At 42.7% G+C, this 24,984-nt stretch carries 21 protein-coding genes; 4 read left to right on the forward strand and 17 right to left on the reverse strand.

Going from position 1 to position 24,984, the window contains the following annotated elements; translation table 11 throughout:
- The first annotated feature begins 188 nt into the window (after positions 1 to 188).
- The 3 genes from V6W81_RS16185 to V6W81_RS16195 all read left to right on the forward strand — a co-directional run bounded on the left by V6W81_RS16185 (position 189) and on the right by V6W81_RS16195 (position 4,163).
- Positions 189 to 1,424, forward strand: a complete 1,236-nt coding sequence (locus tag V6W81_RS16185; protein WP_338539732.1) for an MFS transporter — start codon at positions 189 to 191, stop codon at positions 1,422 to 1,424.
- A gap of 29 nt (positions 1,425 to 1,453) precedes the next feature.
- Positions 1,454 to 3,160: a CocE/NonD family hydrolase gene (locus V6W81_RS16190; protein ID WP_338539733.1), complete on the forward strand. Its 1,707-nt coding sequence runs from the start codon at positions 1,454 to 1,456 to the stop codon at positions 3,158 to 3,160.
- 91 nt (positions 3,161 to 3,251) lie between these two features.
- Positions 3,252 to 4,163, forward strand: coding sequence for an ROK family protein (locus V6W81_RS16195; protein ID WP_338539734.1), 912 nt, complete (start codon positions 3,252 to 3,254; stop codon positions 4,161 to 4,163).
- Positions 4,164 to 4,228: 65 nt separating this feature from the next.
- Here the strand turns inward: V6W81_RS16195 and V6W81_RS16200 are convergent, their stop codons facing one another.
- From V6W81_RS16200 to V6W81_RS16225, 6 genes are all read right to left on the reverse strand, one after another.
- On the reverse strand, positions 4,229 to 4,870 hold the full coding sequence (locus tag V6W81_RS16200) for a YdcF family protein (protein ID WP_338539735.1): 642 nt from the start codon (positions 4,868 to 4,870) through the stop codon (positions 4,229 to 4,231).
- 104 nt (positions 4,871 to 4,974) lie between these two features.
- On the reverse strand, positions 4,975 to 6,168 hold the full coding sequence (locus V6W81_RS16205) for a chromate transporter (protein ID WP_338539736.1): 1,194 nt from the start codon (positions 6,166 to 6,168) through the stop codon (positions 4,975 to 4,977).
- A gap of 205 nt (positions 6,169 to 6,373) precedes the next feature.
- Positions 6,374 to 6,919: a GNAT family N-acetyltransferase gene (locus V6W81_RS16210; RefSeq protein WP_338539737.1), complete on the reverse strand. Its 546-nt coding sequence runs from the start codon at positions 6,917 to 6,919 to the stop codon at positions 6,374 to 6,376.
- 35 nt (positions 6,920 to 6,954) lie between these two features.
- Positions 6,955 to 7,941, reverse strand: a complete 987-nt coding sequence (locus tag V6W81_RS16215) for an AraC family transcriptional regulator (protein ID WP_310135712.1) — start codon at positions 7,939 to 7,941, stop codon at positions 6,955 to 6,957.
- 176 nt (positions 7,942 to 8,117) lie between these two features.
- Positions 8,118 to 10,334: a beta-glucosidase BglX gene (bglX, locus tag V6W81_RS16220; protein WP_338539738.1), complete on the reverse strand. Its 2,217-nt coding sequence runs from the start codon at positions 10,332 to 10,334 to the stop codon at positions 8,118 to 8,120.
- 21 nt (positions 10,335 to 10,355) lie between these two features.
- Positions 10,356 to 11,765, reverse strand: a complete 1,410-nt coding sequence (locus V6W81_RS16225) for a PTS transporter subunit EIIC (protein WP_145048921.1) — start codon at positions 11,763 to 11,765, stop codon at positions 10,356 to 10,358.
- 173 nt (positions 11,766 to 11,938) lie between these two features.
- Between V6W81_RS16225 and V6W81_RS16230 the strand changes: the two genes are divergently transcribed.
- Positions 11,939 to 13,462 carry a glycoside hydrolase family 43 protein gene (locus V6W81_RS16230; RefSeq protein ID WP_338539739.1) on the forward strand — a complete coding sequence of 508 codons (1,524 nt, stop codon included), beginning with the start codon at positions 11,939 to 11,941 and terminating at the stop codon, positions 13,460 to 13,462.
- Positions 13,463 to 13,519: 57 nt separating this feature from the next.
- On the opposite strand, the gene V6W81_RS16235 is transcribed toward V6W81_RS16230, so the two are convergent.
- The 11 genes from V6W81_RS16235 to V6W81_RS16285 form a co-directional block, all read right to left on the reverse strand.
- A complete protein-coding gene (locus tag V6W81_RS16235; protein ID WP_260985433.1) occupies positions 13,520 to 14,020 on the reverse strand; it encodes a PTS sugar transporter subunit IIA in 501 nt (166 codons plus the stop codon).
- Positions 14,021 to 14,109: 89 nt separating this feature from the next.
- The gene (locus V6W81_RS16240; RefSeq protein WP_338539740.1) at positions 14,110 to 14,535 is read right to left on the reverse strand and encodes a VOC family protein; all 426 of its coding nucleotides are present in this window, start codon (positions 14,533 to 14,535) and stop codon (positions 14,110 to 14,112) included.
- Between the two features lie 48 nt (positions 14,536 to 14,583).
- The gene (locus V6W81_RS16245; RefSeq protein ID WP_338539741.1) at positions 14,584 to 15,720 is read right to left on the reverse strand and encodes a Gfo/Idh/MocA family protein; all 1,137 of its coding nucleotides are present in this window, start codon (positions 15,718 to 15,720) and stop codon (positions 14,584 to 14,586) included.
- A gap of 18 nt (positions 15,721 to 15,738) precedes the next feature.
- Entirely contained in the window at positions 15,739 to 16,224 is a 486-nt protein-coding gene (locus V6W81_RS16250; protein ID WP_338539742.1) for a heme-binding protein, read from the reverse strand.
- 290 nt (positions 16,225 to 16,514) lie between these two features.
- Entirely contained in the window at positions 16,515 to 17,393 is an 879-nt protein-coding gene (rarD, locus tag V6W81_RS16255; RefSeq protein WP_338539743.1) for an EamA family transporter RarD, read from the reverse strand.
- Between the two features lie 461 nt (positions 17,394 to 17,854).
- On the reverse strand, positions 17,855 to 19,066 hold the full coding sequence (locus V6W81_RS16260; protein ID WP_056690678.1) for a multidrug effflux MFS transporter: 1,212 nt from the start codon (positions 19,064 to 19,066) through the stop codon (positions 17,855 to 17,857).
- A 199-nt stretch (positions 19,067 to 19,265) separates the two neighbouring features.
- Positions 19,266 to 20,261, reverse strand: a complete 996-nt coding sequence (locus V6W81_RS16265; protein ID WP_430700881.1) for an alpha/beta fold hydrolase — start codon at positions 20,259 to 20,261, stop codon at positions 19,266 to 19,268.
- A 206-nt stretch (positions 20,262 to 20,467) separates the two neighbouring features.
- Entirely contained in the window at positions 20,468 to 21,451 is a 984-nt protein-coding gene (locus V6W81_RS16270) for an alpha/beta hydrolase (RefSeq protein ID WP_430700882.1), read from the reverse strand.
- 281 nt (positions 21,452 to 21,732) lie between these two features.
- Positions 21,733 to 23,031: an NCS2 family permease gene (locus tag V6W81_RS16275; RefSeq protein WP_145048902.1), complete on the reverse strand. Its 1,299-nt coding sequence runs from the start codon at positions 23,029 to 23,031 to the stop codon at positions 21,733 to 21,735.
- A 279-nt stretch (positions 23,032 to 23,310) separates the two neighbouring features.
- Positions 23,311 to 24,321 (reverse strand): alpha/beta hydrolase family protein, encoded by a 1,011-nt coding sequence (locus V6W81_RS16280; protein WP_338539746.1) that lies wholly within the window; start codon positions 24,319 to 24,321, stop codon positions 23,311 to 23,313.
- A gap of 4 nt (positions 24,322 to 24,325) precedes the next feature.
- Positions 24,326 to 24,982, reverse strand: a complete 657-nt coding sequence (locus V6W81_RS16285) for a GNAT family N-acetyltransferase (RefSeq protein WP_338539747.1) — start codon at positions 24,980 to 24,982, stop codon at positions 24,326 to 24,328.
- Positions 24,983 to 24,984: the final 2 nt, after the last annotated feature.

The following is a 24,984-nucleotide window of genomic DNA, read 5'->3' on the forward strand; positions in this document are numbered from 1 at the left end:
CTTCATTTACGATCCTATCTTGATTATAATGTAAGCGTGTGCTATGATTCCAATCATATAACACATCCGTTCCACATTCAAGAATAACATTCCATTATTCGGAATGATTTTTTTATTCCACAATAGTTGAATGCCATTCCGTATAGTGGAATGATCATCGACGGGTGAATAACATCAGGGGGAAAAGTATGAAACTTCATTATGCTTGGATTATTTTTATCGGTTGCTGCATTATCTCGTTTGTTGGTTTTGGCTTAACCATCAATACCGCGGGTTTATTTTGGGGCGGAATGAGCGAGGACTTAAATTTGACTCGTGCTGAAATCGCTCTCAATGCTACTTTCAATGGTATTGCAGGTGCCGTATCATTATTATTTGCGGGTACGGTTTTCAAGAAGATCAACACTAAACTTTTACTCAGTCTCTCCTTTGGTCTAACCGGACTCTGCTTTATTGCTTGCTCTTTCATTCAGACCATCGGTCCTTTCTATGGTATCAAGGTGATTTTAGGTGTCGTTCAGAATATATCCATCGTGATCTCCATTCCTATTCTGCTCGGAAACTGGTTCGAAAAGAAATTGGGTATGTTATTCGGTATTACAGGTGCGTTAACCGCGGTAGGCGGCTCGTTCTTTAATCCGTTGATCAGCCACTTCATTCTCGAATACGGCTGGAGAACCACATACATCATCGTTGGTGTGATCTGCCTGGTTGTTCTTGTACCCGTTGCACTTCTTATGAAATTCAAACCGGAAAATGGAATGCTCCCATATGGTGCAGAAAGCACTGTTACAGTCTCCGAGGCAAATCAAGCAACACCGAGCGGTGTTTTGAAAGGGCTTACTATGAAAGATGCAATTCGTACGCCCATGTTCTACTGTTTTATCATAGCCATTATTTGTTTCCAATCCGCAGGATCCTTGGCACAGCATGTCCCGGCACTAATTCAAAGTCTTAACTTCAGCTTACAAGTGGGCGCAAGTGTAATGTCTGCCCTTCTCATTGGAGCTGCAGCAGGTAAATTGTTGATGGGTTTCATGCTAGACCATGTTAAACCAACGGTTGTTCTGCTAATCTTTACGATTGTTGGCGCTTCTGGGTGGTATAGTACCGGAGTGTTCAACGACACACTATTCCTAAATGGTTCTGGATTCTTTAGCGGTTTGGGACAAGCAATCGTACTAACTGCGATTCCTTTGTTAATTCGAGGATCTTTTGGAACGAAAGATTACAGTCAGATTCTCTCCATTATTCTCATGTTCGGCGCATTTTCAAACGCGATTTCTGTATATGTACACGGTTCCATTTTTGATCACACAAGTTCCTACTCTGCTTCGTTGATCTTAAACGTCACGACTTATGTGATCGGATTCCTTTGTCTCATCTTCGCAATTAAAATGAGCAATAAAATGAAAACGATATAATGAATTACGTTATAGGAAGGTGTTAGACGATGAAAGCATTCCACATTCAACCCCAATTCGAAGGTATAGCTTCAACTATAGAACAGGAAAACGCTGCGGGCGAGTTCGACATCCATGGTGTAAGCGAAATAATGGTGCCTATGCGAGACGGAGTTCATCTCCATACCCAAGTTTATCTACCGAACCACGGTGAGTCGTGGCCTTGCATTTTGGTGCGTAACCCTTATCCCAACAATCAAGCCATTCTTGAAGCTAGTTACACTCATTTTGTAAAACATGGTTATGTTCTAGTTATTCAATCCTGTAGAGGAACCGGTCTTTCTGAGGGGGACTGGTCTCCTTTCGTGAATGAACGTGAAGATGGCATTGATACATTGGATTGGTTGGTTAAACAACATTTCCAAGATGGAAACATAGCACTCTTTGGTCAATCCTACTGTTCGTTCACTACATGGATTATCGCTGATTCTTTTCCTAAGGAAGTGAAAACCGTCTTTTTGGATCTCTTCGGTGTAGATCGGTATGGACAGATGTATATGAATGGCATGTTCCGTCATGACATCTATACGTCTTGGGCTTTTGCCAATTCCGGAATCGAAACGTCCTCAGATCCAGGTAAGCTATATCAAGAGGCATTGCACGTTGTACCTCATGAACAAGCTGATGAGAAGCTCTTTGGTAGGAAGATGCCTTTCTACCAGAGCTATATTTCTGAGACAGATCGAAATTCAGCGTATTGGCAACAAGGATTATGGTCCGATCTACTCCGTATGCCCACCAAAATCAATATTCCAGTCTTCATGGTAGAAGGCTGGTTTGACCACCATCTAGAAGGAGCCTTCAAAGGCTATGAACTGCTTCCTGAACCAGTTAAGAAGAAGAGTAGATTTGTTGTTGGCCCTTGGGATCATGTCGGGAATTCACCTGGTGAACGTGCTTATCCTGATTCCAATCTGCTAGGTTCCTTTCGGATTAAAGCTGCTCTGGAATGGTTTGATATGCATCTTAAAGGGCAGGAATATACATTTCCTCCTGTCTCCTATTACCGGATCGGTTCTTCTCGCTGGGAGAAACGGGATACGACAGTGAATGAGGCTAAGCCATGGCGTTTGTATTTCGTGAATGACTTGGAGAAAAAGCTAACGGAGACACCATCCGTTTCTTCTCCTGTACAATACGTGTATGATCCAAATTCACCTATCCCCACCCATGGTGGAAGTGCTCTACTTGCTTGGATTATGCCTTCATTCAACGGGGCACCGCATGGCAGTCTATCCCAACCTAAGTATCCAGAGCGTCAGGATATTATCCAATTCGACTCTCCCGTGTTGGAAAAAGGGAAATCGATTACGGGTGGGATCAAGGTGAGCTTGGAAGTTAGCAGCGATGTGGAGGATACTGCGTTTAGCGTGAAAATTTGCGAAGTATTCCCTGATGGTCGCAGTTTTAACATTGTGGATGGTATTACTTCTTTAAGTTACCGAAATAACAGCGATACTCCGATGAGTTACACTCCGAATCAACCCGTTCAAGTCATTATTGAAATGTGGCCAACGGCTTGGGAGATTCAACCTGGTTCTTTTATTAGGGCAGAAGTTTCCTCTTCTAACTTTCCTGCCTATCATGTTCACGCGAATGCCAAAGGCCCATGGGCATCTATGAAGGAATATTGTGTTGCGACCCAAACCATATATACGGGTTCGGATCGTTGTAGTTATATTGATTTTCCTGAATAATGAAACGCAAATTATTTGCAGTTATGCACGACAAAAGCTATTTTAAATAGAGATCTAAGATAGATGAATTTTATGTTTAGGAGAAGGTAATATGTATTTGGTTATTGATATTGGTGGTACATTTGTGAAATATGCTTTGATGGATTCAGGCGGGGAAATCAGCTACAAAGATAAATCACCCGTAGGGAAGGCAAGTCTGCAAGAGATGTTAACTGGGCTATACGCGATTATAGATAAACAGGATCTTTCTGATATCAAAGGTATTGCTATAAGCTGTCCCGGAACAGTTGACGTTAGCACTGGCATGATATATCACGGTGGGTCTTTCCCTTTCTTACATGAAGTCAATCTAACTCAATTGATTCGGGATCGCTACGGTAAAGAGGTTTCGATTGAGAATGATGGAAAATGTGCTGCACTCGCTGAGTTGTGGTTAGGTAGTGTGAAGCATGCGCAAAGCTCAATTGTTATGGTACTCGGCACTGCTGTAGGTGCCGGCATTATTGTAGATGGGAAGCTTATGCGCGGAGTCAACTTATCTGCCGGAGAAGTTAGCTATGTGATGAGTCATGTGAACTCTATAACGGGTGAGGCGAATTTCTTCGGTCTAGACTGCTCAGCTGTAGCCATGGTTCAGAAGATAGGTGAAATGAAACAACTGGAAGATCCATCAGACGGTGAAGCGGTCTTCAATATGATTAATGCAGGCGATATAGAAGCCAACCAAGTGTTCGATGAGTACTGTCTTATGGTAGCTGCGCAAATTATGAACCTTCAGTATATTCTTGATCCAGAATTATTCGCCATTGGTGGCGGCATTAGTGCTCAACCATTACTCATTGAAAGGCTTCAGCAGGCTATAGAAAAGATTAAACGGATCAATCCACTTCATATGGCTCATCCGATCATTACACCATGTACTTTCCGAAGCGACGCTAATCTATACGGCGCGTTGTATAACTTCTTTGTTGAACAAGAAAAAATGCTGCGTGTTAAACACTAATGGGTAGCTAATGATAAAGAGAAGGAAACCTCAATAAGGTTTACCTTCTCTTATTACTTTCCTTTTTAGATCCGAAGACGTTCTTCTAACATTTCAATATCGCCTCGATCACCGTACTTACAGATTCGCAGATACTCCCCGTATACACGAGACCTTCCAATCTCTGTTTCTGCCCAATTTTGTCTATTGATCTCGACGTTCTTGTATACTGTGTCAAAAAGTGCGGGCATATAGACAACGTCAGGATGAAGGTGCTTTTTCAACGTACGATATTGCCTTCCAGCGGCATGACTCTTACATACCATGAGTATTGAGCGAGTGTTGGTGAAATCGAATACTTCCTTCGCGAACAATACGTTCTCTAACGTATTAACGGACTTACTTTCTACATAAATGACGTCGGACGGGATGCCTGCTTCTATCAAATGCTGCCTAATTACATGTGACTCTGGAACTTGGTTCTCTCTTGCCTGCTGAAGACTAACCCAACTGCACCTGCCTGTCACAACAATCTGTTTGCCTAAGCCTAGTCTATACGCAGCGATCGTTCTCGTCCAGTGACCAGCATGTGTACCTCCAAAAACAAAAATAACATCACACGAAATATCCTCGTCAACGCTATGCATGAACACCGCTTCTGTTATTCTATTGATTTGATCCTGAGTTAGGTTCGGAACAGCCGGCTCTTTCGCAATTTCACTATTCATGTTCGCTTCTGCTCCCTTACTTTCAGATCAAGTTACTTGTAAAATCTCCCTCAAGTATACCATCTGATCCACATATAACGGGAGACTTAAACTTGTACCAATACCTAGAGTAAAGAAATCAGAGCTCCGCCAATTGCGCCTGTCAACACGATCAGCCATGGTGGCAACTTCCAGTAGACTAACATGCTAAATAAGATTGCTGCAAACGCAAAATCAAGCGGATTCACAATTGTACTTGTCCATATGGGCTGATAAAATGCAGCAATTAAGATGCCGACTACCGCTGCGTTTACGCCCATAAAAGCCGCTTTGGCTTTGGGATTACGACGCACTACATCCCAGAAAGGAAGGGTTCCTACAATTAATAAGAATGCAGGTAGGAAAATTGCAAAGGTTGCTAATACGCCTCCACCCCATCCATACATCACTGCACCTAGATAAGAAGCAAAGGTAAATAACGGTCCGGGAACGGCTTGAGTTGCCCCATATCCTGCGAGAAATGCCTCTTCGCTAAGCCAGCCAGTGGATACAAATTCACGTTCAAGTAAGGGTAGGACAACGTGCCCTCCACCAAATACGAGAGAGCCAGAACGGTAGAAGCTGTCAAACATCGCAATCCATTGTATGGAAGTTATTTCTCTTAGAATAGGAAGTAAAATTAATAAGCCTATAAATGACACTAAACAGACCACGGCAATACTACGTTTAACCGGAAAACGAACCTGATCATCTGACTCCACTTCATGTTGAATATGATCCCGATATAATAGGAAACCCATAATTGCCGCGCCAACAATCATTACGACTTGAGAATACGCGGTTTGCCACAATAATGTAATGACCATAGCGAGTATGGCAATGGCTTTTCTTCTTAGATCCGGAGTTAATTTCTGTGCCATGCCTATGATCGCGTGTGCAACGACGGCAACAGCAACAATTTTCAACCCATGAATCCAACCGGCTCCGCTCACATCCACACCTTGGAGGATCAAGGCAAATAGAATTAACACTAAGACAGAGGGTAAGGTGAAACCAAGAAATGAAACAATGCCTCCCAACACGCCAGCTCGCATAACCCCCATCCCAATTCCCACTTGGCTACTGGCAGGCCCGGGCAAGAATTGGCACAAAGCAACGAGGTCAGCATAACTCTTTTCGTCCATCCATTTTCGCTTTCGGACATATTCTTCATGAAAGTAACCTAAGTGAGCAACAGGCCCACCAAATGACGTAAAACCTAACTTCGTCGATACCCATAGAATTTCAAGTAATGCTGTAAATAAACCTCGCTCGTTCATGGTTGGTCCACGCACTCTTTCTATACGTATTTCATGTCTATATGGGATGCTAACATATACCGATAAGCGCTCTCAACACATCTTCAAAAAAATTACAATGCGATAACATTTCTTATACAAGGTAATGGATTTCAAGAAGAAAAATATAAAAAACAGCCATTCCGATGTTGGAACGACTGTACTGTGTATTCCGCTTAAGCGCCTGTTACTGGAACAACTTATACCAGTATAACGTGGTTTCAATATTAGGAGTATAGGACTGCTTAAGTGTGTCAACTCCTCCGAGTATGAATCCTTGTTTCACATAAAATCGGCATGCACCAAGATTATCATCTTGTGCTTCCAAGGACATACCTATCAGTTTTCTCTCTTTTGCCCACTCTTCTGCTTGATTTAAGAGCAACTTTCCGACTCCACTGCCTCTATAATCTTTTTTGGTAGCAATGTTTTCAATATAACAAAAGCGATTCCAATCCTTAATAATTCTAATTTGTCCTATACAAGTATTGTCCATGTACGCCAAAAACAAAGCTTTATCGTCTTGATTTATATATTGGCTCCAATCGAGCTTCTCATCTGGAAAACGTATTTCTCTGGCTTCGTCAAAAAGAACTTCTGTATAAGACCATTTTCCTGATTGGAAGCTGGGGACAACTCTACCATATAATTCAAAGTAATCATTTGTCGTATTGATATCCTCTATGAAGTCATTATTTAATGGTGAAATAATGATGTTATTTTCATGACTCAATATTACACACTTCCTTTTATAAAAGATTGCTTCCATTATATAGTGCGATATTCCTTCGGCGAACACCCGCATATAGAGTTGAATTTCTTATAAAAGAAACTAACATTCTCGTAACCCACATAATTAGCTACTTCCGTGACGCTCATATTACTGCTAATCAGTAGTGTTTTGGCAAAACGAATCTTCTGTTGATGAAGCAATCCCATAAACGACATACCTGTATGCTTTTTCAGTTGTGAGGAGAGATAGTTAGCATTGATATTGAAATGAGCTGCAGTCGAACTTAACGTGCAGTTTTTGTAATTCTCTTCAATATAACGCAAGATCGGCACAATGGGACTTTTCTTTAGGCGATTGTCCTGCTTATCCGAATCGTTCTCGTAGACATGGATCAGCTCCATCATAATTAATGAGAAAAGAGAGTCCAGCATCTCGCCAGAACGAGAGCATGGGTCGAACCATTCACAGAAAAACTCGTTCATAAACACGGGGAGTCTTCTACTATTCTCCGAGGGAAACAGAATAAAGCTGTCATGCGCATTGCCTTCAGTTATGGAATTAATAAAAAAGCTAGACAATGGACTATCAGCTGAGATTCGATTAAAAAAATTACTGTTGAAATATTCTTTACGAATAATAATATTGATCAGGATATCCGACTCTCCAAGGGGTTCGATCCGATGGACAGTGTCCGAATCTACAAGTAGAATCTGCCCCTTTTGTAAAGAGTAAATATTGTTGTTAATAATCTGAGTGCAAGATCCATCATACATATAGTTGATTTCAATCCAGTCATGAAAATGTAAGGGATAGGACTGAAACCGCGAGTGCTTCTTCACAACGATATCTGGCGAAATCGTAAACAACTCGGTATGGTCTTTAATTAATAGCTTGGCAACTCGCTTACGATCTTTGAACATATATAGAAACTCAAGCGGTTTAGGAGAAGGGATGCCCTGACGATACAACTCTTCACTTGGGGTCAATGCCCGCAAAGATGTATCTAAGTCTTGTGGAGTCATAGCCAGTTTCTCCTTTCATGATGAATTACAATACGAACTACGATGTAAAAAACCTATTTCGTTCGTGCTTTTACGATTATAAAATGCTTTAGTTCAATTTGTATATAATGAAATACGATAAACGAAGAAGCAGTCGTTTTGTTATCGTCACAAAACCCTGCTTCTTCAGATTGCCTCTATTCTAATTGAAATTGAGCACACATGTCACTGTCCGAGCTATTTCCAATATAAACTTCAAAATAACCCGGTTCTGCCTCATACCTCATACTCTTGGTATGGAATTTCAGCAGTTCTTCTGTGATTATAAAGCTGATCTGTTTGGTCTCACCAGGGAGCAGATGAATCTTCTGAAAGCCTCGCAATTCCTTGACCGGTCGCACGACACTTCCTACAAGATCACGAATGTAGAGCTGAACCACTTCTTCTCCTTCAACATCACTCGTGTTGTGAACCTCAATCGTAGCTTCAATTTCTTGATCGGCTCGCATATTCGTATGACTTAGCTTCAAGTTAGTGTACTCCGCAACGTGGTATGACAAGCCGAACCCAAAAGGATATAACGGTTCATTCGGACTGTCCAAATAACGCGAAGTAAAGCGAAGGCTGTGTGTAGAGCCTTTTGGCGGTCTTCCCGTGTTAAATCCGTTGTAATAGACTGGAACCTGACCTACGGTATAGGGAAAACTCATCGTTAATCGGCCCGATGGATTCACATGCCCCATGACCAAATCTACAATAGCATGTCCGCCTTCTGTACCCGGGAACCAGCATTCCAGTATCGCATCTACTCGATCTTTGATGTCCGTGAGCACTAAAGGTCTGCCATTGAAGAGCAGAAGTACGGAACGTTTAACCCATGGCAGCACTTCATTGATAAAATCGGTTTGAATTTTAGGTAAAGTTAGATCCGTTCTGCTTCCCGCCTCACCGCTTTGCAAGGTATGTTCTCCCATCGCAAAAATGACAACATCAGCCCATTTTGTAAGTTCGATAGCCTTGTTTTTTTCCGCTTCTCTAGCCTCGTCGGTATTCAGTGCATTCGCTTCGGAAGCAAAGAAACCAAAATCACCAAGTCCATCCAAACTCTCTAGTACGGCACATCCTTGTGTATACTTGAAGCAATCTGAAGGCATGATTTCTTCAAAAGCCTTTTTCACCGTAATGACCTGACTTTTGTCTCCATACACGGCCCATAATCCATTTAATTCCTGACTATTCGCATACGGCCCAATTAGAGCCACTTTAGTTGCTTTAGTGAGTGGTAATGTGTTCTTCGAATTCTGAAGCAAGACAAGAGATTCGGTTGCTGCTTTTCTGGACAAGCTTTTGCTTTCATAACTTTCCTTCAGCTCTTGTTCTTTCGCTATGCTGGCACCTCTGAAAGGATCCTCGAACAATCCTAGCTTATTTTTCAATTTTAATACACGAAGTACAGCTTCATCTAGCTTCTGCTGACTAATTGCTCCGTCCTCCAGCAAAGGCTTAAGCTGATTAGCATAACAGGATGTCTTCATATCAATATCCACGCTAGCCTCCATCGCTAGTCTGGCAGCGTGCTTCTCGTTCTCCGCTACACCATGGGCAATGAGTTCAGATATGGCTGCATAATCTGTGATCAAAACCCTATCGAAGCCCCATTCCTGGCGTAACACTTCGTCCATTAACCATTGATTCGCGGTAGCTGGAATCTCGTCAACGGTGTTAAAGGAGGTCATAACCAATTCACAGCCTGCATCTACCGCGGCTTTATATGGCGGTAGATACTCTTCACGGAGCCTTCTTTCGGACATATCCACTGTGTTATAGTCACGTCCACCTTCAGGAGCCCCATACGCAGCATAATGCTTCACACAGGAAGCTAAGCTCTCGCCAGGTGTAAAATCACCTTGGAATCCTTCAACCATGGCCTTGGCAAATACACTATTCAAATAAGTATCTTCTCCAGTAGACTCCATGCTCCGTCCCCATCTTGCATCACGAACCACATCTACCATTGGCGCAAAGGTTACATGCGCACCTGCTGCGCATGCTTCCTTTGCTGTAAGGCGATTACACCCTTTCACAAGCTCAGGATTCCAACTACTCCCTAATGCCAGTGGGATGGGAAAAACCGTTTTGTAACCATATACGATATCAGCCATAAATAATAAAGGGATCTTGTGACGACTTTTTTCCATATAATCGCGTTGTATGGTAGTAACCTTCTCTGCCCCTAATACATTGAGTACAGACCCAGTCAGTTGAACCATCTCTTGCGTGATTCCCAGCTTCTCCATCGGCCCCACTGCCATTGCTCCTGCATTGAAGAAGTCTCCGGAAAGCTGAATAAGTTGTCCTATCTTTTCTTCTATGGTCAGTGTATTCAATAAATTCAGTAATTGCGTATTATCCATTTTTTTGTGTTCCCCATATCTTTAGTTTTCATCAAGCATCCGGTCGTTGTAGCCAAAGAGGTATGTTCCAGCGAATGCTCCAACAAAGCCAACGATTGCGGCAATCAGCATGGAGATGCCACCTTTCAGGACAGCGATAGCCGGAAGGGTCAACGCTGATACCGTGAACATCGCAGGATACTGGGCAGAAGCCAGACCTACAATAATGCCTCCTAGTCCAATGCTAGCGCAAGCAATATAGAAAGGTTTTTTGTACTTCAGATTGACGCCATAGATGGCAGGTTCGGTTACGCCTCCGACGATCGCTGAGAATGAAGATGATCCTGCAAATTCCTTCAATGTTCTATTCTTCGTTTTCAAGAATACAGCGAGAGCCGCTCCACCCATTGCAAAGTTGGTACCGATTGTAACCGGAAGCAACGTATCGTAGCCATAGACTGCAAAGTTGTTCATAACAATTGGCACGAGTCCCCAGTGTGCGCCGAAAATCACTAGGATTGGCCATAATACAGCCAAGATCAGACCTGCCACAGCTGGCATAAATTCATATAATGCTGTGTATCCGGCTGCCACCGAATCGCCTAGCAGACTTGTTAATGGCCCAATAACTATCAATGAAGCCGGTACCATAATGGCAATACACAGTACAGGCACGAAAATACCTTTAACTAACTGAGGCATAATTTTGTTCAAAAACTTCTCTAGCTTAGATAAGATATATACCGCCGCTATCACTGGAATAACGGATGATCCATAGTTAATGAGTTTGACTGGAATACCTATGAAAGAAATGGAGCTGCCTGCCGCTTGTAGAGCTACTAAGTTTGGATACAGGAATGCACCTGCAATCGCCAATGCGACCGATTGGTTAGCTCCGAATTTTTTAGCAGAAGTAACCGCCAATATCACTGGAAGGAAATAAAAGAATGCATCGGCAGCAGCATACAGAACGGCATACGTACCACTCTCTGCTGACATCCAACCCAAGGTGGTGCACATAACAAGTATTCCTTTGAGGATACCGGCACCCATCATACCTGCCATAATCGGTAGGAATATGCTTGAGATTGTATCTAGTAATAGAGACAATCCTTTTTTCTCGTTTTGTTCCGGTTGCTCGCTCTTTTCATTATTCTCGTTCTGACGAGGTGCAGCTTCTCCCTTCGAACCCCTAACATTCTCCACAGCATTAAATACATGCTCTACATGCGTCCCCACAATAACCTGATATTGTCCTCCAGACTGCAATACGTTTAGTACACCTTCGGTCTTCTTCAATTTCTCTGTTTCGGCCACGCTTTCATCTCTAAGTACAAAACGAAGTCTGGTCATGCAGTGAGTCAAGGACTGTATATTCTCTTCTCCACCTACCCCATCATATATCGTTTTGGCAAGGGTGCTGTAATCCCTTACATTTTGTTTATCTGCCATGTTGCTTCCCCCTACTTCTCAATATCAAAACTGTTAATATGTTTGATTGTATCGATATAGCGCGATCGGAATAATAACCAAATCACATGATTTCATTGACCATTTCACTGTATTTTATTTAAGCCATTTCAGTTATTCTAGGTGATATTCAATTTAATTCTAGGAGAACATATATGAAATTTAACAATCCCGTTATTTCAGGTTTCTATCCTGATCCCAGCATTTGTAGCGTAGGCGAAGATTATTATTTAGTGAACAGTTCGTTTCATTACTTTCCCGGTGTGCCTATTTTTCATAGTCGAGACTTGGTGAATTGGCAACAGATTGGTTATTGCTTAACTCGTCCAGAGCAGTTGAATCTCTCGAATCTCGAAAGCTCGATGGGCATTTTTGCCCCAACGATTCGTTATCACGAAGGAACCTTTTATATGGTTACGACACTAGTGTCAGGTAAAGGTGATGATGGCTTTCGGAATTTCTATGTCCATGCAAGCGATCCTTCAGGACCATGGTCTGAACCCATTTGGTTAGATTGGCAGGGCATAGATCCCTCTCTATTGTTTGATGGAGATGGACGTGTGTATATTACGGGAACCAATGCCTTTACTAATGAGGAACCAGGTATTTACCAAGCAGAAATCAACCTACAGACAGGAAAGTTATTGTCGGCTCGTCAACTCATATGGCGAGGAACCGGTGGGAAATCCCCGGAAGGCCCTCACCTTTACCATATCCATGATCAATACTATTTGATGATCTCCGAGGGGGGCACAGAGTATGGGCATATGGTTACCGTTGCACGTAGCGATACTCCATTTGGGCCTTACGAGAGTGCCCCTACCAATCCGGTGTTAAGCCATCGCAGCACTGGACATCCGATTCAGGCTACAGGTCATGCCGATCTGATCCAGGCTCATGACGGGAGCTGGTGGGCTGTTCTGCTGGGTATTCGCCCGATTTCAAGAAGACATCATTTGGGGAGAGAGACTATGCTGGCTCCAGTAACCTGGTCTGAGGATGGTTGGCCAATAATCGGAATAGATGGGCAGCTCCAAGCCAACATGACGGGTCCTGCTTTTGCCACAGAACAACTCCAAGTTCTTGAACCACTCGACCATTTTACTACACCCGAATTAAGTTATCGATGGAACTTCCTGCGTAATCCCGATTCTTCAGATTGGTCACTTACGTATCGTCCAGGTTGGTTAACATTAAACGGCTCTCCGCAAACATTGAATGATATAGATTCATCGGCATTTATTGGTTGTCGCCAAAAGCATTTTGATTGCACTGTATCTACGCTACTTGAGTTTGACCCGCAAGCGAATGAAGAAGCTGGACTTACCGTGTATATGAATGAAAAGCATCATTACGAATTGGCGCTCGCACATGTGAATGGTAAGCGCTCCGTCCTGCTTCGAACAAGAGCAGGTTCCATCTGTATGGTCGCAGCGATGCAAGAATATGTTGGAAAAGAGATTGTCTTAGAGATCCAGGCTACAAAAGCACAATATACATTCTCGTATCGCGCGCCTCATGATAAGCAATCCACACTACTAGGACATGCAGAAACCAGCTTGTTATCCACTGAGGTTACTGGCGGATTCACTGGTGTCTATTTCGGTCTCTATGCAACTGGAAACGGCAAAACATCCGAATCCTCAGCCTATTTTGATTGGTTTGAATATCAAGCTTAGATTGAACTTGAACGAAAAAAACAACGAATGGCAGACATTCGTTGTTTTTTCGTATGCTTACAGTTGGATACGCAGTAACTCACTGCTCAACTGTGTTTCTTGATCACTTTCTAGTAGAATATCGACTTGTTTAACCGAATCTTGCCCGACAGATACTACGATCGGAGTTATTATTGAAATGCCTTCTTGCTGAATTTGTTCGATATCAAACTCAAGCAATAGCTGACCCTTTTTAATTTTTGCTCCGGTAGCCACATGTAATGTAAATCCTTTTCCCTTAAGAGAAACCGTATTCATTCCGACATGTATCAACATCTGGACGCCTGACTTGTGCTCAAGCAGCATGGCATGCTTGCTCTTATCCATTATATAAGCCACAGTCCCGTCAAATGGCGCGAATACCTTCCCCTCACTCGGTAGAATTGCGACACCGTCACCCATCGATCTGGTAGCAAACGCTTCGTCTTCTACTTGCTCTAGCGGAACGATCTTTCCGATAATAGGTGCACCAACCAACACTTCGTTTACATTGTTTTTCTTTTTCCATCCCCAAAACACAGGCAACTTCTCCTTTAATCTGACTCATAATGATGAAGCTATGATATGAAGCACCAACTAATTTACAGTGATTGGCTCTTATCCATTGCTTATGTACCAACCAACTGAAATGACTTCTCCGTATATTGCATAATCTCTAGCTCATTTCCATCGGGATCCACAATCCATAACTGCCACGTGTGATCAGGTCCTAGTAAAGGCTCGCTTTTAAGGGGAATGCCTTTGGCTCTGAATTGCTGAGCAGCTTCATGAATATCGTCAACGACTAGTGCAAGATGATACATCGCATAGTACGCTTTCAGATTAGGACGTTCTTTTCTCTCCTCATAGCTATAGAACAGTTCTACAAACTGTTTGTCTCCGAATTCAAGATACTCAATCCATGGCTGGGATTGTTCTTCATCTCGATACAATGTGAATTTACGTTTAAATCCTAATCCATCACAATAAAATTGCAGTGATCTTTCCATATCTTTTACCTTCATTCCAGCATGAGCAATACTTAACACGTTCATCTACTTCTCTCCTTTCATGTGTGAATTAAGATAGATTAGAGGGGAAGATCACATTAAAGCAGCCTCTTGGCTTCTCCCCAAATAATGATCGAGATAGCCCTCTGGCAATCCTGGCAACCGCTCGAATTCCGTTTCCATCGTCTGGGTCACACCTGTCTCCGAAGATTGAACGATACCATTCAAAATTTCAACGGCGTGACAAGCCATATCCATACTTGCCCGATGGGGTCTTCCCTGCCTGATAGCCCATGCCATTTCTGCGACACCAAGACCTCTGGAATTCTCACTGTATCCGTACATGTGTGGAATCTCGATGGGCTCTGACATTCCTTTCTTCTGTAACAGAACTTTGCCTCCGAATCGATCTGGATCAGGCAGATACAATATACCCTCTGTTCCGTAGATCGTTAAGACAGGGACTTGCGGCCATATGGTATTGGCATTAAAATTCACTGTTCCATACACACCATTCTTATATCTCATGCTTGCAATCATGATATTCTCGTTCTGGGTCTCCAAGGTTTCACCAAAATGAGGTGATGATGGGTTCTCAACAACATATGTTGATTGCATATTATCAGCGAATCCGCTTACCTTTTCAACTGGGCCAAGAATACTTAGGAGTGCTGTGATATAGTAGATGCCTACATCAAAACCGATACCACCGCCAGGCTTCGTTGTAAAAGCTCCTGGTTCATATAAGAAGCCCATATCGCGGTTAACTGCGGCATGACATGTCATCACTTTGCCAATCCCACCATGATCAATCACATGACGAGCCGTTTGGATCGCAGCTCCGAGGAATGTATCTGGGGCACATCCGAGTCTCAGGTTTTGTCTCTCGGCAAGTGCCTTTAATTCGAGGGCTTCCGCTAGACTCGGGGTCACAATTTTCTCTGTATAGACATGCTTGCCTGCTTCTAATGCCTGCTTAATAATCCCATAATGAGCTGTTGCAGGGGTTAGATTAACAACCATCTCAATCTCCGGGTCCTGTAAAATCTCATCCATATGCATCCCTTTTATCCCATAAGAGCTTGCCTTCTCTTCAGCCTTCTGAATGTCGGTTCCGCCACAACTGACGACATCCAAGATTTCGAATTGATTGATCATATTTTCCAAATATATTCCACTTATTTGCCCATATCCTATAACGGCTGTTTTCATTTTCTGGAGGTTGGTCATCTGCTCACTCCTATACTTTTATTTCATTTGTTGAAAATATCGGTCTAATGCTTCTATTACAAGGTTGTGATCTACATCATCATGAAGACCTGATACACATAGGGAGCCCACTAATAACCCGTTCTTCAGTTTCAAAGGGAAACCACCACCGCTCAGAACAAATCTGCCTGGATCTAAGTCGGAAAAGGATTGTCCTGGCTTCAATCCCTTATCAATCATCTTCAACATGGCATGTTTACTGCTAATTCCAAATGCCATGACCGTATTTCGCTTCCCAGAAATCCAAGTCTCTTCATACACCCCTCTGCCTTCCGGGTAGAACCTAAACACAACAAAGTTGCCTAAGGCAGCTTCAACGGCCATCGGCTTATCCTGTTTCATGCTTATTTCCTTCAAGTATTCGCCTAACTGACAGATATCTTGTTGTCTAAGCTCATCAAACCGATATTTAGCCTCTTGCTCCTTACACAATAACAACTGAGCATTCTGAGCATGATCTAACATCTGTGCACTCCCTGTTTTTTTTGAAATAGTAAAATTCGACTTATAACGTTTAGTGCAAATAGAATAACACCATTCAACGCTCAACATAATATCGAAACCACAGACATTTATTGACCAAATCGTTGTTTTTCTAGATGGATCATAAATATGACGCTAATCAAAAAAGCCGCTCCGATTAAAAGAACGACATGGTTGACTGTTTATTTCTCAATTTAGTTGATAACAACAAAAAATGACTCACTTCGCTGACTAGGCGGAGTGAGCCATGAGATGTTAACGTGCAATTCGTCTTAACTTGCCTTAGCAAGTTTCGTGGCACGAATCGATGCCGTAGCATAAACGATAAGTGCAATCCAGATGAATCCGAAACCAACAAGTAGAACCGGCGATACGGATTCTTTGAACACAAATACGCTGAGTACCAGCATGATCGTTGGGCCAATATATTGTACGAATCCAAGTGTAGATAGTGACAACCGTGCAGCTGCCCGGGCGAAGAACAACAACGGCAACGCCGTTACTACCCCAGAAAGAAGTAATTCAAGGAACATCGGTGTCGGCAGCGTCCAAGCCGTCGTTTTCCCTACAATCCCCAGGTAGATCCAGTAACCAAGTGCAATGGGTAGAACTACCGCTGTCTCTGACAGCAAGCCTACCGAAGCATCCTGTGCAATCTTCTTCTTCGCTAGACCGTATAAGCCAAAGGATACAGCAAGTGAGATCGCGACCCAAGGGAACCGTCCGTAGTCGATTGCAATGATAAGCACTGCTATCCCAGCAATAGCAATGGCAAGCCATTGACCCCGATTGGGCTTCTCACGTAGGAACATTACCGCTAACAATACATTTAGTAGCGGGTTCAAATAATAACCAAGGCTAGTCTCGACAACATGCCCGTTGTTGACTGCCCAGATGAAGATTAGCCAGTTGGCAGCGATCAACAATCCACTGGCGGTGAGGGCTAGCAGTTGTGTCCGATTAGCCAGAATTCGTTTCATCTCACCCCAGCGACGCTGGATCGCGACCAGAATGCCCATGAAGACAAATGACCAGACTACCCGATGCGACAGAATCTCACCTGCCGGCACATGATTAAATAACTTCCAATAAAGCGGGAGAACTCCCCACATGATATACGCGATTATAGCGTTAACCAACCCGTTGTTCATAATGTATGAATTCCTCTTTTCTCTCTATGATGTCTGAACGGATTATACGCCTCATTCCATATGTAAGTAAAGACAATAATCGAACAGCAGAAAAGACCCTATGATTCAACTGCGTTACATATTGCACTGTACAACTAGTCGATTAGGAGGGAAATGTCTGTACAAACGATTGGAGCGTATTCGTAAAATAGATGCCTAGGGTCTTCCGAATTAAGCTCTTAGTAAAACGAATGTTCGTGGGAAATCAGTTTAAATGAAAAGCATACTCTTTCCTATGTAGTGAGATGGTTAGAGGTAGTGTATCGAGTTTATGGATCAGTCTATGTTTTTAACTTCCATTAAATATGTGCGGATAAAGAATCAACCCTTCACTTATCATTGATTCATTTATCCGCATAATTACATATCCATTTTCTAAATCGATTTATCGTTCAGTGTTCATATAATATAACGCACAACGCTTAATGCGTCTGAGCGGAGTTCTGATCTTTCTTAGCCACGAGTAAAAAATAAGTAACGACCGCGACAATACTCGTTCCTAACAAAGTAAGTCCGAGCGGAACAGCCGTGTCCTCTCCCGCAATACCAACGATTGGAGCAACCAAAGCTCCTAATACAAAAGGTACGACACCTAGAAGCGCTGCTGCACTACCAGCCATTTTGGATTGACTTTCCATAGCGAGTGGAAATGCGGCAGTTGACGTAATACCAATTGAACATACGAAGAAGAACAATGGAAGAACCAGAGCAAACAGTGGCCCTTGAGCAATCGTTACCACTACAACGACAACACTCGATATGAGCGCAAGCCACAGTCCGGATAACAGGAGCGTCTGCTCAGGAATGCGGTGTGACATGCGTCCCACAATCTGCGAGCCAATGATTAAGCTAATTCCATTAGATGCAAACAATATGGAGAATACCGTCGGACTTACGCCGTATATATTCTGGTAAATAAACGGTGTACCTGCCACATAAGCGAATACACCCGCAGTCATAATGCCCTGTGCCAGCATGTAACCAACAAACTTTCGATCACGGAGCATTGTACCATAACCACGAAGTTGAAGTTTAAAATTCGGCGCGACGCGCTTTTCAGGAGGATTCGTTTCTTTAAGACGCCATTGCGTCATAATGTACAAGAAAACGCCTAGGATCGCGAGGGAAATAAACACACCCGGCCACGATGTGAACGTAAGCACCCCACTACCTGCAATTGGAGCTGCCAAAGGGCCGAGATTTCCTACAAGCAACAGTAGAGAGAAAAATTTAGTTAATTCATGGCCACTATACAAGTCACGAGCAATAGCGCGAGAAATAACGATCCCTGCGGAAGCTGCAAATCCTTGTGTGAAACGGAACAAGATTAACATACCAATATTAGGCGAGTACGCACACGCTAAGGAGCAGATGATATAAGCAACCATAGAGATTAGCAAAGGTTTACGTCTGCCATGAGCATCACTGATTGGCCCCACAACGAGCTGACCCATACCTAATCCCAATAAACAAGCTGTAAGACTGAACTGAACCAGCGATGCATTAGTATTGAACATCGCTGCAATTTCAGGAAATGCCGGTAAATACATATCGATTGTAAATGGTCCTAACGTTGAAAATACGCCCAATAATAGAGCTAGACCAATCACATTCCATTGCTTTCTTTTTGTCATGATTCCTAGAGTCTCCACTTCATCTATATTTTTAAATAAATTGATACACATCGTTATATTTTAAAGTTGAACCTATCAAAATTACAATCATTAATTTTAAATGCAAAGAACGAACGAGCCGCAAGTGAAGATATGCGAGCCGTCCGTTCCTATTTGTTGCCTATTCAACTGGGTTCAACATATTCCACATTCACTAGATTCATTGCGTAGTTAATGCTCCAGTAAACTCTCTTACTTTTTCAGCGATTTCTTTGGCATGGGTTCGATATAGATAATGATCTGCCTCCAGTAAAACCATCTCTGCATGAACAGAATTCGCTAGTTGCTTCTCGTGTTCGGGTGCCCATTCAGGCGTTACCGGATGCTTGGCCTGAACAAAGAACTGGACAGGGAGATTGGGTGGAAAAGATAATTGCGCTGCTGATTGGAAATTCGAATACATACTCACAGCTTCATTTAATTGCGTCGTGTTATACATATTTTCTTGTCTTAATATTTGCAATTGTTCTTTCGTCACTTCATCATAAGGCAGTTCATCATACGGGTCATCGCTCAGCATCAATTGGATGCGGGGAAAGCCCAAATTACGGAACCATTTAATCTGCTGAGTCACGGATGAATCAATTTTCTGTTCGCTCAGTGTTGGAACACTGCTATCAAGCCCGATATATGCGCTCACTTCCTCAGGATATTGGTTCACATAATCCAAACTGTACAATCCAGAAATGGAGTGAGCCATCAGCATATAACGATCAATCTGGAGACTCTGTAAGGCTTGATGAATTTCACTTACAATCTGTTCCGTGGAACGTTCTTTATCGGTTTGATCACTCAATCCGTAACCAAAAGGCTCCACCACAACTACTTTATAATAAGGGGTTAATTCTGATAGCAATGGCTCAAAATCAAGTCCAGGTGCCGCATTGCCGTAACCAGGCAGGATGACTACTGTCTCCTCGCCTTCCCCTTGAATGAGCACATTCATCTGTTTTCCATCTACAGACACATATTGACCATAAGGCTCAATTCTTTTTTGTTCTGAATGACTAGCGATTTGATTATACGTATACACACCAGCGATAAACAGTAATATGGCTATAAGGATCGCAGCGAATATTTTAAGTAAAATATGTAGCACTCTCTTCGTTTTACTGCGCTTTCTTCCTTCCTTCACTATGGTTGGTTTCAAACTCATCAACTCCTCTATATATCTGTGCAACTTGTCTTGTAAGTCTCTAAACTATTCTACCGAACGAAGTTGTCCTCTCTATGAATACAATATGAACGCAATATGAACTAAGTTGTTGAGCTACTCAGATATCAGGCGAAAATAAAGAAACCGCTAATCGCATACCTACGATTAACGGTCAGATTGCTATAGTTCTGACTTCCACATATTAATTATAGTTGAATCTCTTTCATATACGCTTTGAACTCCGCAGCGATCTCTTTGAATTTCGTATGATGCAGGTAATGAGAACCTTCCATCGGAATCATTTTGCCCTGTGCAGATTGTTTCACCTGTTCCTCATGTAGCGGAATCCACTGTGGATTGTGCTCGTTATTGGATTGCACAAAGAGTAGCACGGGTAGATCACGCGGATAGGTGAGTTTTTCGCTATTTTTGAAATTAGAACCTAGATGCTTGAGCTCGTCCATCATTGTATCATTACTCGAGACTTGATTCGAGATTAGATTCATCTGCTCCTTGGTATGTTCATCGAATGCAAGCGATTTATAGGAATCCCCGCTTACTTTTTTGATTAATCTCATTATCCCTGATGTTTGAAGGAACTGCATCGATTTCAATGGCAATTTGACATCCATACCAGGTTGATTCGGTACACTGCTATCGATACCAATAAAAGCAAGCACCTCATCCGGATAATTGTTCACATAAGTAACCCCGTAGAGTCCTGTGATCGAATGCCCCATCAACACATAACGGTCAATACCGAGCTGTTGCACTGCCTCATGAATTTCACTGACGATATTCGCTGTCGTCCGCTCCTTCTCGGTTTCATCACTCAATCCATAACCAAAGGGCTCAATCGCCACCACTTTGTAACTCGGTGTTAATTCATCAATCAACAATTTGAAATCTAGCACAGGGGATGGAGTTCCTTGACCGGGCAAGAGTACAATCGTTTGTTCACCGCTGCCTTGAATAGAAACATTCATTTTCTTCCCATCAACTTCAACATATTGACCATAGGATTCAATGTTATCTTTCTCCATATTGGTACTGATTACATTTACGATAAACGTAATACCTAAGAATAGTACAAACGCTCCAACGATTCCTCCAATGATTTTCAACCATAATTTCCGTTTCTTCCGTCCCTTTGTTCCAACATTACTCTCTACCGTTTCTGCCACGTTCATCTTCTCCTGTCCTTATATCTGTCATGCCGCCATGGCAACATTATGTAAACAATGGATTCAAAAGGTATTTTGAACCTACACACCAAGTATAAGCAAACAAGATGTCCCCTTCATGACGGGAATATGAACTGAATATGAACAAACGAATTATGAATGAATTTAAAAAAAGAGAACTGCTGTTATAAGCAATTCTCCTTATGCATTACATCGTTTCTTGTTGAGTTATGATCATCATGCTTCTTGATCTAGAATCATCGTTCGTTATTCTAGGCTCGTCAGTCTTAGTGATCGAGGAACACGAGCTGGATGAAGAACAATACTGCAAAAATGTAGAATATCGGGTGTACGTCTTTGCCTTTACCGCGAAGCAGCTTGAGTACTGGATAGAAGATAAAACCGATACCAATACCTGTCGCAATACTATGTGTTAGCGGAGTCAAAATGATAATCAGGAAGGCAGGGAATGCTTCTTCGAGATCCTTCCAATCAATTTTACTGATTACATTAATCATAAAGTACCCGACAATAATGAGTGCTGGCGAAGTAATCGCTGGAATGCCGGAGATCACACTTACGATTGGTGCAAAGAACAACGTCACGGCAAGCAACACACTCACTGTAATTGCAGTCAGTCCTGTTCTTCCTCCTGCCGCTACTCCTGTGCTGGACTCAATATATGCGGATGTTGGACTTGTTCCGAGTAATGAACCCGTTGTCGTACCTACCGCATCTGCCAGTAACGCTCCGCGTGAACGTGGGAATTTGCCATCCTTGAGCAACCCTGCTTGTTCAGCCACACCAAGCATTGTACCCGTTGTATCAAACAACGTGATCAATAGGAATGTGAATATAATCGTGTACAAACCATTGGAGAAGACCCCTGCCAGATCCAGTTGGAACGCTGTCGTTCCAAGCCCTTGCGGCATAGATACGATCGATTCTGGCATTTGGAATAGTCCTAAGATCCAGGCTAGTATCGCGGTAACCACCATTCCGATGAATAGATAGCCTTTTACATTGTAAGCCATCAGAACAACTGTGATAATTAATCCGATGATTGTCAGGTACGTCATTGGCTCTGCTAAGTTCCCGATCGTAATCAGATTCGATTCTGAATCGGTAATGATGCCCGAATTTTGCAAACCGACTGTTGTAATAAACAAACCAATCCCTGCTGTAATCGCATGTTTTAAGCTCGCTGGAATAGCATCCAGCAACATGTAACGGAACGAAGTGATTGATAAAATAATGAACAAAATCCCTGCAATGAATACCGCTCCAAGTGCAACCTGCCAAGAAACGCCATATCCAGAAACGACGCTGTAGGCAAAGAATGCATTAAGTCCCATTCCTGGTGCCAAGACAATCGGGTAGTTAGACCAGATTCCCATAATTAGAGTGGCAACAATACTCGCAAGCACGGTAGCAATGAATACGCCGTTAAAGTCCATGCCTGTACTGCTGAGAATTCCTGGGTTTACAATCACTATGTATACCATCGTGAAGAATGTGGTAATCCCTGCAATAATTTCTGTTGAAACAGTCGTGCCTCTTTCTTTCAGTTTGAACCAGTTGTCCATGGTAAAGCCAGCCTCCAACCTTCATAGTATTAACCTAAGCCACACATCAAAAAATCCTAATCTTCGTATAGGATTGTTAACTATTCGCTCCTATATTCGTCATTAGGATTTAACAGCTAAGCTTTTCACCAAAATAATCAAACTCATCTCTGTGTTAACCTGATGTCCATTTCGAATATTAATAAATTTAGCAGGCATTGTCAATGAATTATTCGATTTGTTCACAGTATTTACGAACTATTCAGTCTATTTTTTAATAAATTATTCGCTTTTTGGAGACTAATCTATATCTGCAAGAAATTCTGTAATGCTATCCATATAGCCCTGAACGGTGATGTTTCTTGGTGCAAACAAGCTGATCAATAGCGCCCGGAACGTCGAGTCCGCCGTTGCAGTAGACAGCATAGAGTGCTCGGTATCTGGCAACAGCTTCACATGTAATAGTTCCGGTGGCGAAACCTGCTCCCTGTACACCTTCTCCGTTTCGTTCACATCAACATTAATGTCATGGTCACCAAGCATAAGCAGAATCGGGGAGTCAAAATGGGCGATATCTTCTGTTGCATCTGCGGTGTAGTTCTTACTAACAAATATCCAGCGATCTCTAGACATCGCTTCTTTGGGATTAGTCATATTCACATAATCTTCGTAAGACCCACCTGCCTTCAACAAGTCTTTGACACGGTTATCAGCATTTACCTGTTCTTCAATTTCATTCGGACTTTTGCCTTCTTGCTGCAATTGACTTCGCGTATTGTATTCGCCCTGTGTCAGCCAGTTGATCGCGGGAGAGACAAGAATGCTGAACGCGAGAGGCTCTTTACCTGCCAATTTGGGAATAACCCAACCCGCCTGACTTGCTCCCCATACACCCATTCGATTCGAATCAATCATCGGCTGTTGTCTAGCCCAGGCCAGTGCTTGCTGTGCTTCTTCCACTCGGTCATCTATACTTTGATCTAACCAATTACCTTCCGAACCACCAATACCTCTCTTGTCCAACGAAAGTGAAGCATATCCTAATGTAGCAAGGCGTTCCCAGAGCGGTTTGTACCCATCATCGTGGGTCGCATTAATTGGTCCATCCCCATGAATGAATAACACTAAACCTACCTTGTCATTGGATTGCTGGGGTAAGGTGAGAACCCCGGTTAATTTTCCTTGAGGTGTGTTAATCTCGACTTCCTGCTGGACCATGGCAAAATTATTCTGCTCTATAACATAAGCTGTCATTCCTCCAACAATAAGCAGGAAGATTAATAGCGCAATTCCCCATTTTCTTTTCCACATCCCTTTACATTCCTTTCTTCTTATCACGAACTTCGCGTATCATATAATTCCATTCCTGTTGACCGAGCAACCAACCCATGAATGTGCTGCGCTGAGTCTCAAGTGTGCGGTAGCCAAGCCTTTCATACAAATGCTTAGCTCGAATATTACGACTAGAGACGTGTAGGCTCGTATACTCGATTCCTGGCTTGGATGCGGCTTCGCGCATAACCCATTCAAGCATCATTCTCCCCACACCTACTCCCCGTAAATTTTGGTGCACTGCTACATCAGCAATATACATTTCTCCTTTTGCCGGTTGATGACTCAGACAAGCGATTCGTAGAGCAAACTGCAAGCCTTTAAACCAACCAATCTGACGAATTCCTTTCCAAATAGGTAGCAGCTCACGCGCTGAGTGATTTCGTTGCCCATTTCCTGAATGGCTTGGAAGCAGCCAGGACAAACTGCCAATTACGGTATTTCCCTGGAGGGCAACAATACGTTCGCTTGTTCCACTTTGTTCATCAAGTGCAATAATCTGACTCAATAAAAACGGATACTGTGTGTTATAAACTCCTGCTTTAAGCTGGAACTTCTCCCGAAATCCATCTAACAATAGCTCACTAACGGACAAGTTCTGATCTTCGCTCATTCGTTCAATGTATATATTGGAGGACATGT

Origin of the sequence: Paenibacillus tundrae, from assembly GCF_036884255.1 — a bacterium.
Taxonomy (GTDB): Bacteria; Bacillota; Bacilli; order Paenibacillales; family Paenibacillaceae; genus Paenibacillus.